This is a genomic window from Vibrio sp. 1580 (genome assembly GCF_033340055.1).
Map to the genome: position 1 here is coordinate 11,671 of NZ_JAWOVT010000003.1, position 14,475 is coordinate 26,145.

Sequence of the window (14,475 nt, forward strand, 5' to 3'; positions counted from 1 at the left end):
AACGATTACTAGATAAAAAAGAAGCCAGCGATTCGCTGGCTTCTTGCTTTAAAACGCTACTTTTTTCTAACCATTTCTTGGTGGTTCAAACGCTGTTAGTTCTAATTCTGGGCCAGTGTATTTTTCAATACGAACCAGCGCCGAGTTCGCCGCACAGCCGTTTGCAAGTCGAGAGGTCGGAATATCCAACGTTAACACGTTACAACCGCCGTTCTTACAAATGCCGGTTTTCGGATCCAGATCCGGCCAGCCGCCTTCATGAATACACACTGAACCTTGCTTGATTCGGTCAGTCACTTCTGCACCAACCAATACTTGGCCACGGTTGTTAAACGCACGAACTAAATCGCCCGTTTTAATACCACGCGCTTTCGCATCTTCAGGGTGAATCCAAATAGGTTCACGGTTTGCAATTGCGTACTCTTCGCGAATCTTCGCGTAGTTAAACTGGCTGTGTAGACGATGCGCTGCGTGCGCGGTCATTAGCTGCAACTCGCCGTCTTTTGCATTGCCAGTGTACTCGGTTGGTGCCATCCACGTTGGGTGTGGAGGACAGTCTTCCAACTGATAACCTTCAATGGTTTTCGAGAAGATTTCGATCTTACCACTTGGTGTACCGAGTGGATTCATGATCGGGTCTTCACGGAAATCTGCGTAACGAACAAACTGTGCGTTCTTCTCGTTCCACTTCATCTCGATCAGTTGGTTATCTTCCCAGAACTTGCTGAAGTTCGGCATTGCTACGCGAGAGCCACGGCCACCTTGTTGCGCCGCCTTGTAGAAGCCGTACAGCCATTCCATTTCAGTTTTGCCTTCGGTGTATACGTCACGGCCACCCGGAGCTAGCATCTCGGCCATGTCCGCGAATACATCGAAGTCATTACGCGCTTCACCTTGCGGCTCAACCACTTGCTTCATTGGCACCAAGTGTTGGTTACTGTAGTCACCCGTCATCGTTAAGTCGTTACGCTCGAACGATGTGGTGATTGGCAGAACAATGTCCGCGTGCTTCGCAGCCGCCGTCCAGTAAGGCTCTGAAATCACGATCAGCTCAGGCTTTTGCCACGCTTTGATCAGACGGTTGGTGTCTTGGTGGTGAGTAAAGTTCGCACCACCTGCCCACCAAATCATCTTGATGTCCGGGAACGTCAGTTCATGACCGTTATGATGGTAGGATTGACCTGGGTTTTCCAACGCCTCGACAATACGCGCCACAGGGAAGCTTTGCACCGCGCCAGACACCGCCCAGTCGTTACCCGCAGAAGAGCCACCACCCAGTGATGCCGAAATCGCAGGAAGTACGCCAGCATCACGAGCAGGGTTACCACCGTTTGAGTAGTGATAAGAGAAACCAAAACCACCGCCCGGTAAACCGATTTGACCCAACATCGTTGCCAGTGTAACCAGCATCCAGTGACGCTGCTCACCGTATTGTTGGCGCTGCATGCCCCAACCCGCCATCAGCATGGTGCGGTTTTTACTGAAGATATCAGCCAGTAACTCAAGTTGCTTCGCAGGTACGCCACAGATTTTTGATGCCCATTCTGCTGATTTTTCTACGCCGTCTTCTTCGCCCATCAGGTACGCTTCAAACTTGTCGTAACCTGCGGTGTATTTATCGAGGAAGGCTTTATCGTGCTTACCTTGTTTCACTAAGGTGTGTGCGATACCCATCATCATTGCCACGTCGGTCATTGGGTGAGGAGCAATCCACTCCGCATTCTCGCCAAAGAATTCAATGGTTTCAGAACGAACAGGGTCAATCGCAATAACCGTCTTGCCTGATTTTTTCAATTGATGGAAGAATTCAAGACCAGCACAGTCTGTTGAGCTCCACGCGATTTTTAAGGTGTTGATTGGGTTTAAGCCCCAAAGCACAACCACATCACTGTGCTCTAGCACCACTGGGTACGTGGTTTGTTGCTCGTACACTTCGATAGAGCCCACAACGTGCGGCATGATGATCTGCGCAGCACCCGTTGAGTAGTCACCCAAGTGGCCTGAGTAGCCGCCTGCCATGCTCATGTAACGTTGCAGCAAGGTTTGTGCTTTGTGCAGCACGCCACTTGAACGCCAGCCGTAAGAACCAGCAAACACAGAAGCCGGGCCATATTCTTTACGAATGCGCATGTGCTGTTCGTGGATCAGCTTGTAAGCTTCATCCCAAGACACGCGTACAAATTCATCGCTGCCGCGAACACCTTCGGGAGCTGATGGGTTTGCCAAGTAACCTTTACGAACCATTGGGTACTTAACACGCGCTTTAGTGTGCACTTGGTCAGGACCGGTGCTTTGTAGGCTATTTGGTACAGTTTGAGGCAGAGCATTGGTGGTCGAAACCAACTTACCATCTTGTACTTCACACAACATTGGGCCCATGCGGCCCGCCGTTAGAATGCCTTTGCCGCGAGCATTAGAAGACGCAACAGACATAGGTGCAAATGAAGTGAATGCCATTGCACCAGCCGCCATACCAGTGCCTTTTAGAAATCCGCGACGGGTCATATTAGTCATAATCTTATCCTTCTATTTATCGTTAGTGACCAACCACATCTTTCGCGTGGTGCTGGAAGAACTTGGTTAGAATTTCTAGGTTCTCGGCTGAAATATCAGTTCGATCACCCATACTTTTCGCTACCGGTCCCCATGCATTCACTGTGAAGTGATTTGAAGGAATTTTCGCGTGACAAGTTGCACAGTAAACGTTGTCCAACTCTTCTGCGTATGACCATACTGGTTCAAGCGTGTCAACAACTGGAGAATCAATAGCACCTGTTAGAGAAACCGCGCGCCATTCGTTGCCGTAAACATCTGCCTCAAATTCACCAGTTTCAAGCGCTTGTTGGCCTTGCTCGGTTAGCGTTGCTACGATGGCACGTTGACCTTCTCCCATGTAAAGCACTTGCTCTGCGCCTTTCATTTGGAATGCGTTCAACTTAACAGTGCGGTTGTCGCCTTCAGAGCTGATTACTTCCAACTTCGTCGTTGGGTTAATTTTACCCATCTCACCCATTGCGATTTCAGTCACAGGGTAAACAACCTTGGCATTAGGTGATGTTTTTGTGGTGAAGCTCATCAACGTTTCAAATGCCTTGCTGTCTAGCTCTGCTTCTGGTGCAAAGTGCGCCACACCTTTGTGACAATCGATACACGTTTGATCGTTCGCTTTTGCGTACTCGTGCATCTTCGCCGCATCACGTGATTGCTCAAACTCTTCCATTGCATCGAAATCATGACACGAACGACACGTCGCTGAATCATTTTCACGGAACTGAGCCCATACCGTTTCAGCCATATCTTTACGATGTGCTTCATATTTCTCTGGCGTGTCGATCTTACCTGTCACAAATTCATGGTAGATGTCTTTCGACGCGCGAATTTTGGTGATCAGGTAATCCATTGGTTCTTGAGGAATATGACAGTCAGAACATTCCGCGCGAATGCCTTTCGCATTACTGAAGTGCACTGAGCCTTGGTACTCTTTGTAAGGGGTTTCCATAGAGTGGCACGAGAGACAAAATTCAGTATCTGAGGTGTAATGCATTACTGCCGCACTCCCCCCCAAAGTTAACCAGCCCACACCAATGCCGGCAGCAACCAGCAGTGCAACATATCGTTTTTTTATTGACATAATTAGCAACACTTCCAAATAAAATGTAATTATAGGTCGCAAATTACTACTTTATGGGTAGTCCTCTCTTGATCCACATCATTTCCGTGTTGCTCTGTATGCCTCAAGTATGAAATTTTGTTATTTACATCTCAAAGATGAATATATGGCAATAATCCATTGCCTAGCCAACTATTCACCACATAAATCACTTTTATGAATGCAACTATTTGATTAAACAGATAAGAGGATGAGAGACTGAATCTCCACATTGATGCAGTAAGGACACGCATGTCAGTTTATATCGAGACGCACAGAAGCCAATTAAGACCCATCAAAGCCAGTGACTGGGAACTCTTTCAACGATTACTTTCCGAACAAGAGGTTATTGCGCTCTGTTTCGATCGTCCCAGCGAAACAGAAATAAGAGAAAAATTTGCTTCGCGATTATTACCATGGACCCCAAATAGCCAGCATTGGCTTTGCCTTGTAATACTCAATAAGCAATCAGAACAACCCATCGGCATCACTGGCTTTGCTATTGAAAACGGTAAGGCAGAGGTAGGTTACTTACTTTTGCCGGAATTTCATGGCCAACAGTTTGGAACAGAAACTCTTCAAGCGCTTCTATACTGGGCAACCTCGACACATAACATCAACCACTTTTCCGCGACGGTCACTGAAGGCAATATTGCGTCAGAGCGTGTCCTGATAAAATGTGGTTTCGAACTCATTGAGGTCATTCCAGACGCATACCAAATTGGTGGCAAACCCTACGCCGATAAAATCTACTCACTACAAAAATAAGGACGTATTTTGAATAAAGTAGTCATCATTACCGGCGCAAGCCGAGGCATTGGAGCCGCAGCGGCGAAAAAGCTGGCCGAGCAAGGCTATCGCGTTTGCGTTAATTACCGCACTCAGCAAGAGGCCGCCGACCAAGTTGTGGCAGAAATACAAGCAAACGGTGGCAAAGCGATTGCCATCGCCGCAGACGTAGCCGATGAGAAGCAAGTGCTCTCCTTGTTTGATGAAACAGAACGTGAATTTGGTGCAGTGACGCACTTGGTCAACAACGTTGGCATCCTATTTACTCAATCGCCTTTGTCAGAAATCAGCTTGGAACGCTTTCAGAAAGTAATGAACACCAATGTGAATAGCTGTTTTCTCTGCTGTCGAGAAGCGGCGAAGCGATTCAGTGCAGGCGGTGCAATTGTGAATGTCTCCTCTGGAGCGTCGCGCTCAGGCGCGCCATTTGAGTATGTCGATTACGCCACATCAAAAGGCGCGATGGATACCTTAACTAAAGGGCTCTCGCTAGAGTTGGCAGAGCGCAATATTCGCGTCAATGGCGTTCGACCTGGTTTCATTTACACTGATATGCATGCCGACGGCGGAGAACCAAACCGAGTAGATAGACTCAGCCCTCAAATTCCTCTTAAACGCGGTGGCACGGTAGAAGAAGTGGCAAATGCGATCGCTTGGCTATTAAGTGACGAAGCCTCTTATGTCACAGGATCATTTATCGATATTGCAGGGGGCAGATAGAATGCAAGTCCATATCCGACAAGCGATTCCCGATGATTTAGACGGAATTTTTCAGCTTAATTTTCAAATTAATTCACTGCATTTTGCGAATGCGCCAGAAGCCTTTGTTGCGCCTTCAGAAGCTGACCGTGAATTTCTTGCACAAGCACTAGAGAACAAAGAGCGACTCTTTTTGATTGCCGAACGCGAACAGCAAATTCTCGGCTTCTTAACCGCGATGATCACCCAAAACGACACCATCAGTTTTCTGATCAAAGACCCAATTTGTCGCGTGGGAACAATTGTTGTCGATGAAGCGCAAAAGCAGCAAGGAATCGGCCGCCAACTGCTCCAAGCCTGTGAGCAATGGGCGCGCGATGCCAATGCCACACAAGTTCGATTGGAAGTGATGGAATTCAATCAGCCAGCACAGCGCTTTTACGATAATCAAGGTTTTAAAACTAACTCACGCATTATGCTGAAACATTTGTAACGATAACGACAATTAAGCGCTTTTCACGACTAAACCCACCTAAATCGCATTTATCGATGCAATTTACCCCCTGATTTTAGAAAAAGACGATATGATGTGCGGATAAGGAGATTCGAACATGATTTATCTTTTCGATTGGGGGAACACCTTGATGGTAGATTTCCCTCACGCACAAGGAAAAATGTGCGATTGGGAACACGTAGAAGCAGTTCCTCAAGCCAGAGAAACACTGGCAATACTTTCCCAAAATCATCCCATCTACATTGCGACCAGTGCATCTGATTCCAACATGGAAGAGATTCAGCGTGCATTTGTTCGCGTCGACTTAGACCAATACTTAAATGGCTATTTTTGTTTTGCCAACCTCGGTATCGCTAAAAACCAACCTGAGTTTTATCTCGCCATCGCAAAACAGTTAGGGGTTAACGTAAGTGGAATAACCATGGTTGGCGATTTACCTCACAAAGATATTTACCCTGCGATGAAAGCGGGCGTAAACACAATTTGGTTTAACCCAACGGGCGCTGATGCACCAGCCGAAGCCATTCCTAACCAAATTCGTTGTTTATCTGAGCTTATCCCCTAACCGTTACTAACCTGCACTAATCAAGGAAGATGAATGCAAATCAGATCCATCAAGGTGAGCGATATCGCGCGCTTCACCGCGCTGTGGAATCGAGTGTACTCCGAAGGGGAATTTTTGATTTCTCCGGCACCCGATAACGCAACGCTTCGCAGAATCCTGCAACGTGTGGAAAACGAGTCCATCCCTCAGTTTGTCGCGTTTGACCGCCAAAAACTTATCGGTAGTGTTGAAATCTACCCAGCTGAGATGTGCGGTTACGAAAGAGGGCAACGCCTTCGCGTCGGTATTCTTGGTATTCACATCGACAAAAACTACCGAGGCAAAGGATTGGGGCGGAAACTATTGGCAGTCGCGATCGCACGTGGTTGGGAATTTGGTTACGACCAAATCGCACTCTACGTATACACAACCAACACACCAGCGATTGCTTTGTATGAACGGTTTGGATTTGAACATCAGGGAGAACTTGGGGAAGTGACCTTGCCAAATGGTAAAGTCTTGATGAGTCAAAAAAATGATATTGTATAAAGCGCAAAGCCGTTCGAAAAGCCCAGATTTGTAGAGTCACGATAACCGTTGTTCGCAACACTTATTCGGGGTTAACACCCTTGCGTCACATGCCCTCGAACAATTGAATCGTTAGAGGCTTGATTCACGTAGTAGAAATAGCATGCTTCTTCTGCCAGTGTGTAACCTTGCGGCCAAATGTACACCACGCGATCAACACCCGATTTATCTAAGAACTGATAATCAGGAATAGCGACAAAATGAGCACTGTTTGGGTGCTGCTGACCGATGATGCAAAAATCACTGCCTTTGCACGGCACGTCAATTTTCGAATAACCTCTGGCTGGTAGATCGATTTCTAACAAAGCTCGAATACTATCGGCACTCGCTTCTGGCATGCCTTTGCGTGTTTTGACATGTCGGTCAATGTAGTGAACGTGCTCTTGGCCGTAAGCGTTATCAATCACAGCTTGAGCATGAAAGAATTTGAGAGCCGTACCCAAAGAAGACTGAGAACTGTGCAGCATCGCAGCGTATGCTTGGCGATGAATATCGAGTAGTACTGGTAAAGCAGCTAATGCGATGAAAGCCAAAGTGGTAAGCACTATGGTGATTTCCATCAGCGTAAATCCCTTTGATTTCACGTTTCTTATCTCAACTAGCCCAAGACAATAGCCCCACATCCATGTGAGACCGAGCCAATATATCGCCAATTTTTTACGATTAAAGACCCAAAGGGTAAGAAGAGACAAACACCACGCAAACTTGAGAACAGCACCCAAAGAGCAGTGTAACAAAACGACGCTATGTGTCAGATATTAGACGACTTTTACTCTCTAGTTACTGAGTAAAGGCACATTATTTCGCACCAGACCACGACGAACATTCGTGCACATTTTGCCAAAACGACGAATCTCATCGAACTGCGGAACAATGCCGCGCTCCATGGCTGACTCCCAATAAGTGACTTCTGAATCGACCATTTCCAACAATTTCTTCGGACAGCCAATGCACTGCCCTTCTGGTCCACATACAAACGTTTCTGGTTCATAAATTGGTAGTTCCGCTTTTACTTGCTCGATGATGCTACGCATGGCGGTCATTCGATCTGGCTTTACCTTCATCATTCTGCTCCACGGATTAAGATGAAGCAGATTGTACCCACTGGTACGCAAATGTCCCTACCCAATTTAGGTATATTCTGTTTGAATCGATTTCTTTATCGTCAGATCCGGCTTTTTAACCACCAAATACACCGCCGTAGCTGCCAGTACGAAACCAGAAATCCCCATCCAATCAAATGACTCTCCAAACGCGAGCCAAGCCTGAATCGCCGTCGTTGGCGGCACCAGGTAGAATACAGAAGCTACGCTCGATGCTGCACCGTTCTTAACCATGTACAACAGCAGTAGAATAGCTACACAAGAGAGCACGACGACCAACCACAACACAGTCAAAATAAACTCCAGTTCCCACTGCACTTGCATGGTTTCAAACTGCATCGCAACGGGCAGAAACATGATGAGCGCGGCCAAATATTGCACCGTCGCACCACCGACCATATCCACTTGTTGGCAATGTTTTTTCTGATAAAGCGTCCCTAGCGTGATACCAACCAAAGCCAATAAACACAAACCAATAGCCAGCACTTTATGCTGCTCGGATTGCCACTCCATTTTGCCCATCAACACCATAGCGATACCGACAAAACCAAGAGCCAAACCCAGCCATTGCGAGGGCTTAAACTCCTCACGAACAAACGCCACCAGCAAAGCCGCGGTTAAAATCGGTTGAATACCCACCAACAACGAACTCAACCCAGCAGGCATACCCAAGGCGATAGCGAAATAAGTACCGCCCAGATAGAAACCGTGGATCAACGCACCAACTACACAGCTGTGCCAAAAATCTTTTCCTGTCGGCAACCTTCTACGCAATACCGCCACAAGAACCAAAAACAGTAAGACATTGAATGCCATACGGATAGAAAGTAGTGTCGCTGGCTCGGCATATTGCAAACCAAAACGCGCACCAACGAATCCAGAAGCCCAAAGGATGACAAATACAAAAGGGATGGCTCGGATTAACATGATCGCCTCACTCACGCTTGTTTTATGTTTTGAGATACTGCTAATGTAATTAGGTACAGTGTTTTCAAAAAGTGACAGATGGAAGTGTTTTTATGGGTACAGATTTATTGGGAAGCGGTGAAGGGAATAAGTACCTCGTGGTGGAAAAACACCTCAAACAAGCCATCAATGGTGGCGTTTATCAGGCGGATGATCGACTGCCCTCCATTCGCTCGTTGAGCCAAGAATTAAACGTCAGTAAAAATACCGTGATTCGTGCGTATCAAGAGCTGGAAGCACAAAACTTGGTTTACTCGGTTCCCAAATCGGGTTATCGAGTTAAAGTCGCCTTGCCGACCTCTCGCTCAATTCCGGATCCGACTCGCGTGGATTTGCTCTCGATCTGCAAAGAAATCCTTACTTATCCTGAATACCAAGAGCGTTTGCCTACCGGTTCTGCCCACCCAAACATTGACTCCCCCGCGATCAAAAGCTTGTACGCCGAGATCGGCCGCCACAGCCGGCAGCAAACGCATGTACCGAGCCATTACCAATTACCACCCGGTGATCACCTCTTAATCAAACAACTAGCGAAAATCACACAAGATTTGGGCACGCCAGCCAAGTTGGATGAGATCATGGTGACGCACGGCGCGCAACAAGCCATTAGCCTAGCGCTGCGCGCAACGACACAAAAAGGCGATATCGTCGCGGTGGAGTCCCCTTGCTATTTTGGCAACTTATTGATGCTAGAATCACTCGGCCTCAAAGTGGTGGAAATTCCGAGTTGCCCACGCGACGGTATGTGCCCCGAAGCCTTAGCAAAAGCAATGGCGACATGGGACATAAAAGCGATCATCGTAACGCCAAACTTCACCAATCCAACTGGTGCCATGATGCCGCTAGAAAAGCGTCAACAATTACTATTGGCGTCCGGCAATATTCCTATTATCGAAGACGATGTGTTTGGCGGGTTAAGTTATGATAAGCCATTGCCAAGCTTGAGATTGCTCGATGACAAGCAACGCGTAATTTACGTGAATTCGTTATCCAAAACGCTCGATTCGCGTTTGAGAATTGGTTGGATGTTGGCGGGGCGATATCGAGACCAAATTGAACAATATCTACTGTGTGAGAACATGGGCAGTTTGAACCTGATGCAATCCGCCGTGGCAACGTTTCTAACGTCAGGCAAGTATCGAACGCATACTGCGCGAATGGGGCGGGTTTATCAAAACAACATGCGACGATTTATCCAGATGCTTCATCAATACTTGGATGAATACGAACCTCTAAAAAATCGATACCAGATCAACGCCGTACAAGGCTCGTTCTTACTTTGGTTGCGACTGCCCGAAGACACGGACAGCTATGCGTTGTATCAAGCATGCAATAAGCACAGAATCAGCCTACTTCCCGGCACCGTATTTGGCACTCAAGGGCAATATCGGCATTGCGTACGCCTCAGCGTGGCAAACTTTGGTCATGAAACCGATTGGAGTCAAGCGATGCAAACACTGGCAAAATTGATAGCAAAGCATGCCTGTTAACTCGCTCTTGCTAAATGAACTTATGCCTACACACGCAAACACGTAACAACAAAAAACTCCACGCAAAGGTGGAGTTTTTCATATCGTCATCGCCTTCAGTGCGACTTAATTTGCCACATTCTCGCGACGTTTTCGGCTAAGTTAGCAACGTTGACGTCGGCCTCTTTCATGGCCTCAGGTAAGCTCATCGCCCTTGGTACACAAGCAAACACCGCATCAATGCCGCACTCATAAACCGCCTGATAGTTGTCGCCCACACAGCCTGCTAATGCAATGACTGGTAAATTACACTGCTTGGCGACCTGAGCAACGCCCATCGGCGTTTTGCCATGTGCGGTTTGATGATCGATTCGACCCTCGCCTGTAAATACGATATCCGCATCCGCAACATGCTGAGCAAGTTTGACCGTTTCAAGCACAATCTCAATTCCCGGTTGCAAACGTGCTGGCGTGTACCCGAGCAAGGCCGCGCCCATACCACCAGCAGCACCCGCCCCTTCACGAGTCAGTACATGCTTACCCGTCGCTTGTTCCGTCAACTCGCCAAACTTGCGCAATGCGTTATCGAGCAGAGTGACGTCTGATACGGTCGCTCCCTTTTGCGGGCCAAAGATAGCCGACGCGCCTTTGTCACCACAGAGTGGGTTATCAACATCGCACGCTACCAACACTTCACAAGTTGCTAAACGAGGGTCAAGACCAGAAATATCGATGGACGCAAGCGCCGCTAACCCGCCTCCATTTGGGGTAATTGCATGACCAGACTCATCAAGAAACGCCACCCCCAACGCGGTCAACATGCCCACGCCACCATCATTGGTAGCGCTGCCGCCCAAACCAATGATTAAGCGTTGAATACCTCTATCTAGCGCGTGTTTGATCAGCTGTCCAGTACCAATGCTACTGGTCAGTTTTGGGTCGCGAGCATCACTCGGCACAAGGTGCAGACCACTGGCCTCCGCCATTTCAATAACCGCGGTTTCGCCGTCGCCGAGGATGCCATAAAACGCTTCAACATCATTCCCTAATGGCGCGGTCACCGTTGTGAAGACTTGTTCGCCTTGAGTTGCATCTATCAAAGACTGAACCGTGCCTTCGCCACCGTCTGCGACCGGAACCGTAACAAACTCGGCATCATGCCATACGCGAGCAAGACCCGTTTTGATCGCCTCGCTCACTTGTTTGGCGGTTAAGCTTTCTTTAAATGAATCAGGTGCAATTACCACTTTCATACGTATTTCCAGAGACTTATAAGAGAACGAGGCTCAAAATGTACACCAATGCCATTGCCGTGACACCTTGAACGAGCGTAGCCATGGTTTGCGCGCGGTACGCTAAGCCCACCGACATGCGGCTAAACTGCGAAACTACCCAGAAGAAACTGTCGTTTGCATGAGAAACCGTCATCGCACCAGCACCGATCGCCATCACCGTTAATACGCGGCCCATTTCTGAATCGAGCCCCAATTGCGTAAGCATAGGCGCAACCAAAGCCGATGTGGTCACCAGTGCAACCGTTGACGAACCTTGTGCCGATTTTAGCGCAGCCGCAACGATAAATGGCATGAAAATACCCACGCCCAGCGCCGATAGCGTCGTACCCAAGTATTCACCTAGCGGCGTGGCTTTTAATACCGCGCCAAATGCGCCACCCGCACCGGTAATCAAAAGAATAGGCGCAGCAGCCGTAATACCTTGGCTGATTCGCTCGCCAAATTCTTCAATCTTGTTGTCTGATTTGAGTAGGCGAACAGAAAGGAACAGGCCAATCACTAATGCCGTTAGTGGCTGTCCTAAGAAAGTCAGAACATCAAACACAAAACCTTCGCCCAGCGGTAGGCTTGGGAATTTCGCGATAGAGCCAAAACAGATCAATAAGATAGGAACAAAAATAGGAGCGAATGCTTGGCTCGCCGTTGGCAATTTGCCGTAAGACGCTTTGAGTGCTTGCCAGTCTTGCTGAATTTCTTCTACGGCTTCAATGCCATCTGGTTCAACATGTTGGAATCGGTTCGCCCACAACATACCCGCTAACGCCGCAACCGCTGCAACAAACACACCCACACCAATCACTAAACCAAGGTTAGATTCCAGGCCTAAGTTACCCGCAGCGGCAATCGGGCCAGGAGTTGGCGGCACAAACGTGTGCGTTGCGTATAAGCCAGTTGCCAACGCCACACTCATCGCAACGCTTGAGGTTTTTAAACGCTTCGCGAGTGATTCTTTGAGCGAGTTCAGAATGACAAAGCCTGAATCACAAAATACCGGAACAGAAACGATGTAACCTATGATGCTCATAGTCAATGTTGGGAAACGCTCACCCAACACTTTGATGACCGTATCGGCCATGGTGATCGCCGCACCACTTTTTTCCAAAATAACACCGATGATGGTACCTAAAACGATAACCAAACCAATGTAACCAAGGATGCCGCCAAAGCCAGAAGCAATGGTTTTGGCAATGCTATCTGCCGGTAAGCCGTAAGCAAATGCCGCAAGGAACGCCGCGATGATCAGCGCTAAAAAGGGATGTAATTTGAATTTGGTGGTCGTGAGCACAATAAATGCGATCACCCCAAGCAGGATTAATATAAGGTTCATGATAACTCCATTTATTCTTATTTTGCTGAGCGAGTCCGTGTTGGCTCACTCAACATGTAGGGACGCATGAATTATTAATCGTTTGCTTTCGAATTCCTTTAGGCGGAGTGACAAATGATGTGGTCAAAAAATAACGCGTATTGTGCAAATGCACAACATCACGACATTTTTGAGAGCCGAGTCGCAATATAAAGCTCCGCTAACCCCACAAAATTGGTTGTTGGTAGCCCTGTTATCTCGGTGATTTTCTCTAACCGATAGCGCAGAGTGTTCCGGTGAATAAACAGCATTTTAGAGCATTCTGTTACATTGCCATTGCATTCAAACAGTGCATCTAGGGTTTTCAGTAATTGCCCAGATTTGTCTTTCTCTTTCAACCGTTTCACACCATCAATAATTTGTTCACCTTGCCAAATATCCGCCAACGGCGCTAACAAAACAGGCAAACGAAGTTCATCGAACAGGTACTTACGTTTCTCTGGGTAGAACTGCTTGCCAATAGCTAATACCTGCTTCGCACTTTGGTATGACAACGCGACATCTTTAGGCTCATTAAACAGCTGCCCTAGCGCAATGTGAAACGTATGCGAATCGTGATCGCTTAAACGCGACATCAACTTATCAATGCGCTCACTTTCAACTTGGCTATCCCACTGCTTGGCGGAATGACACGGTTTCAACACCACAATTTCATTCACTGAGACAATCGCAACTAGGTTGTTACGCTCTGGGTATTCAAGCAGCTCAACAATATTGCGCACACTCTTCATGCTTTTCGAGGCCGACGGCGTCGAGACTTCAATCACCGTTGCCACCCGTGGTTGAGTAACATCGATAGAAAGACGCATCGCCCAATCTTTCAGCTCTTCATCGGTCAATTTGCCATTGATCCAAGCCAGAATAAACTCTTCACGATGACGTCTGTCCCACTGAAATTTTTCCACCAGCGCAGCTTGCTCGATTGTTAGTTCAGCGGTCATTTTAACCAGTTTTGCAAAATCTCGGATTTTCTCCGGCTCTCCTGTGACGCCAACAATACCGACCACGTCGCCATGTAATTTCAACAACATATTGATACCGGGTTTGACACCCTGCAACGTCAAACATTGCTGCTCATTAAGCTCTAGCGAATCGCCATGATTCAGCGCCAGTACCGCGCCATCATGCACTTGCCCAACACGTTTAGGGTCGCCACTGCCAATGATGATGCCTGCCGAGTTCATCACATTCACATTGTGACCAATGATGGACATGGTTCGATCAACAATTTGTTGTGCTAAAGCGTGGTCGAGAATCACCATTTCGAGTTTCCAAATTGACCGTTTAATCACTCAATAAATCACAAATGGCAAACTATCGCGATGCTGCGGTTCTAAATAACGGAAGCAGCTCAAAGCATTATCCAATTACCCATATTTAAAAAGTGGATTAAACCTTCATTTTTAGCAGCGGGTTATATACTTAGAACAAAGGTTACCAATGCATTCTTCACTGTGCATTGATGCCACTCGTCTACCTACAGAGGAGAGATC

General features: G+C 47.6%; 14 protein-coding genes. 6 read left to right on the forward strand and 8 right to left on the reverse strand.

The annotated features are described in order from the left end of the window. Window positions 1-66: 66 nt before the first annotated feature. Window positions 67-2,514: a trimethylamine-N-oxide reductase 2 gene (locus R7093_RS05365; RefSeq protein WP_047102515.1), complete on the reverse strand. Its 2,448-nt coding sequence runs from the start codon at window positions 2,512-2,514 to the stop codon at window positions 67-69. A 22-nt stretch (window positions 2,515-2,536) separates the two neighbouring features. Then, window positions 2,537-3,631 carry a NapC/NirT family cytochrome c gene (locus R7093_RS05370; protein ID WP_047102514.1) on the reverse strand — a complete coding sequence of 365 codons (1,095 nt, stop codon included), beginning with the start codon at window positions 3,629-3,631 and terminating at the stop codon, window positions 2,537-2,539. A 270-nt stretch (window positions 3,632-3,901) separates the two neighbouring features. Here R7093_RS05370 and R7093_RS05375 point away from each other — a divergent pair, with 270 nt between their 5' ends. The 5 genes from R7093_RS05375 (at window position 3,902) to R7093_RS05395 (ending at window position 6,744) form a co-directional block, all read left to right on the forward strand. Next, complete coding sequence (locus tag R7093_RS05375) at window positions 3,902-4,417, forward strand: GNAT family N-acetyltransferase (protein ID WP_047102513.1); 516 nt, start codon at window positions 3,902-3,904, stop codon at window positions 4,415-4,417. 9 nt (window positions 4,418-4,426) lie between these two features. Beyond that, window positions 4,427-5,158, forward strand: coding sequence for a glucose 1-dehydrogenase (locus tag R7093_RS05380; RefSeq protein WP_005383319.1), 732 nt, complete (start codon window positions 4,427-4,429; stop codon window positions 5,156-5,158). Between the two features lies 1 nt (window position 5,159). After that, window positions 5,160-5,630, forward strand: a complete 471-nt coding sequence (locus R7093_RS05385; RefSeq protein ID WP_047102512.1) for a GNAT family N-acetyltransferase — start codon at window positions 5,160-5,162, stop codon at window positions 5,628-5,630. A gap of 118 nt (window positions 5,631-5,748) precedes the next feature. Further along, window positions 5,749-6,216: an HAD family hydrolase gene (locus R7093_RS05390; protein ID WP_047102511.1), complete on the forward strand. Its 468-nt coding sequence runs from the start codon at window positions 5,749-5,751 to the stop codon at window positions 6,214-6,216. Window positions 6,217-6,249: 33 nt separating this feature from the next. Continuing rightward, entirely contained in the window at window positions 6,250-6,744 is a 495-nt protein-coding gene (locus R7093_RS05395; RefSeq protein WP_318146544.1) for a GNAT family N-acetyltransferase, read from the forward strand. Between the two features lie 71 nt (window positions 6,745-6,815). On the opposite strand, the gene R7093_RS05400 is transcribed toward R7093_RS05395, so the two are convergent. The 3 genes from R7093_RS05400 to R7093_RS05410 form a co-directional block, all read right to left on the reverse strand. Then, a complete protein-coding gene (locus R7093_RS05400) occupies window positions 6,816-7,406 on the reverse strand; it encodes a type II secretion system protein (RefSeq protein WP_254901939.1) in 591 nt (196 codons plus the stop codon). A 153-nt stretch (window positions 7,407-7,559) separates the two neighbouring features. Beyond that, window positions 7,560-7,847 carry a hypothetical protein gene (locus R7093_RS05405; RefSeq protein WP_005374318.1) on the reverse strand — a complete coding sequence of 96 codons (288 nt, stop codon included), beginning with the start codon at window positions 7,845-7,847 and terminating at the stop codon, window positions 7,560-7,562. 66 nt (window positions 7,848-7,913) lie between these two features. After that, window positions 7,914-8,813: a DMT family transporter gene (locus R7093_RS05410; RefSeq protein ID WP_047102508.1), complete on the reverse strand. Its 900-nt coding sequence runs from the start codon at window positions 8,811-8,813 to the stop codon at window positions 7,914-7,916. Window positions 8,814-8,905: 92 nt separating this feature from the next. Between R7093_RS05410 and R7093_RS05415 the strand changes: the two genes are divergently transcribed. Beyond that, complete coding sequence (locus R7093_RS05415; RefSeq protein ID WP_005383306.1) at window positions 8,906-10,342, forward strand: PLP-dependent aminotransferase family protein; 1,437 nt, start codon at window positions 8,906-8,908, stop codon at window positions 10,340-10,342. Window positions 10,343-10,437: 95 nt separating this feature from the next. On the opposite strand, the gene R7093_RS05420 is transcribed toward R7093_RS05415, so the two are convergent. The 3 genes from R7093_RS05420 to R7093_RS05430 all read right to left on the reverse strand — a co-directional run bounded on the left by R7093_RS05420 (window position 10,438) and on the right by R7093_RS05430 (window position 14,244). Beyond that, window positions 10,438-11,574 (reverse strand): glycerate kinase, encoded by a 1,137-nt coding sequence (locus tag R7093_RS05420; RefSeq protein WP_042522351.1) that lies wholly within the window; start codon window positions 11,572-11,574, stop codon window positions 10,438-10,440. Window positions 11,575-11,590: 16 nt separating this feature from the next. Beyond that, the gene (locus R7093_RS05425) at window positions 11,591-12,943 is read right to left on the reverse strand and encodes a GntP family permease (protein WP_005391886.1); all 1,353 of its coding nucleotides are present in this window, start codon (window positions 12,941-12,943) and stop codon (window positions 11,591-11,593) included. A 158-nt stretch (window positions 12,944-13,101) separates the two neighbouring features. Then, window positions 13,102-14,244 carry a sugar diacid recognition domain-containing protein gene (locus tag R7093_RS05430; RefSeq protein ID WP_005374330.1) on the reverse strand — a complete coding sequence of 381 codons (1,143 nt, stop codon included), beginning with the start codon at window positions 14,242-14,244 and terminating at the stop codon, window positions 13,102-13,104. Between the last annotated feature and the right edge of the window lie 231 nt (window positions 14,245-14,475).

Bases quoted from the DNA above. Each gene is read 5' to 3' on its own strand.
- R7093_RS05425 (WP_005391886.1), bottom strand. From the start codon at position 12,943: ATGAACCTTATATTAATCCTGCTTGGGGTGATCGCATTTATTGTGCTC.
- R7093_RS05405 (WP_005374318.1), bottom strand. From the start codon at position 7,847: ATGAAGGTAAAGCCAGATCGAATGACCGCCATGCGTAGCATCATCGAG.
- R7093_RS05400 (WP_254901939.1), bottom strand. From the start codon at position 7,406: ATGTGGGGCTATTGTCTTGGGCTAGTTGAGATAAGAAACGTGAAATCA.
- R7093_RS05410 (WP_047102508.1), bottom strand. From the start codon at position 8,813: ATGTTAATCCGAGCCATCCCTTTTGTATTTGTCATCCTTTGGGCTTCT.
- R7093_RS05375 (WP_047102513.1), top strand. From the start codon at position 3,902: ATGTCAGTTTATATCGAGACGCACAGAAGCCAATTAAGACCCATCAAA.
- R7093_RS05390 (WP_047102511.1), top strand. From the start codon at position 5,749: ATGATTTATCTTTTCGATTGGGGGAACACCTTGATGGTAGATTTCCCT.
- R7093_RS05385 (WP_047102512.1), top strand. From the start codon at position 5,160: ATGCAAGTCCATATCCGACAAGCGATTCCCGATGATTTAGACGGAATT.
- R7093_RS05420 (WP_042522351.1), bottom strand. From the start codon at position 11,574: ATGAAAGTGGTAATTGCACCTGATTCATTTAAAGAAAGCTTAACCGCC.
- R7093_RS05370 (WP_047102514.1), bottom strand. From the start codon at position 3,631: ATGTCAATAAAAAAACGATATGTTGCACTGCTGGTTGCTGCCGGCATT.
- R7093_RS05415 (WP_005383306.1), top strand. From the start codon at position 8,906: ATGGGTACAGATTTATTGGGAAGCGGTGAAGGGAATAAGTACCTCGTG.
- R7093_RS05430 (WP_005374330.1), bottom strand. From the start codon at position 14,244: ATGGTGATTCTCGACCACGCTTTAGCACAACAAATTGTTGATCGAACC.
- R7093_RS05395 (WP_318146544.1), top strand. From the start codon at position 6,250: ATGCAAATCAGATCCATCAAGGTGAGCGATATCGCGCGCTTCACCGCG.
- R7093_RS05365 (WP_047102515.1), bottom strand. From the start codon at position 2,514: ATGACTAATATGACCCGTCGCGGATTTCTAAAAGGCACTGGTATGGCG.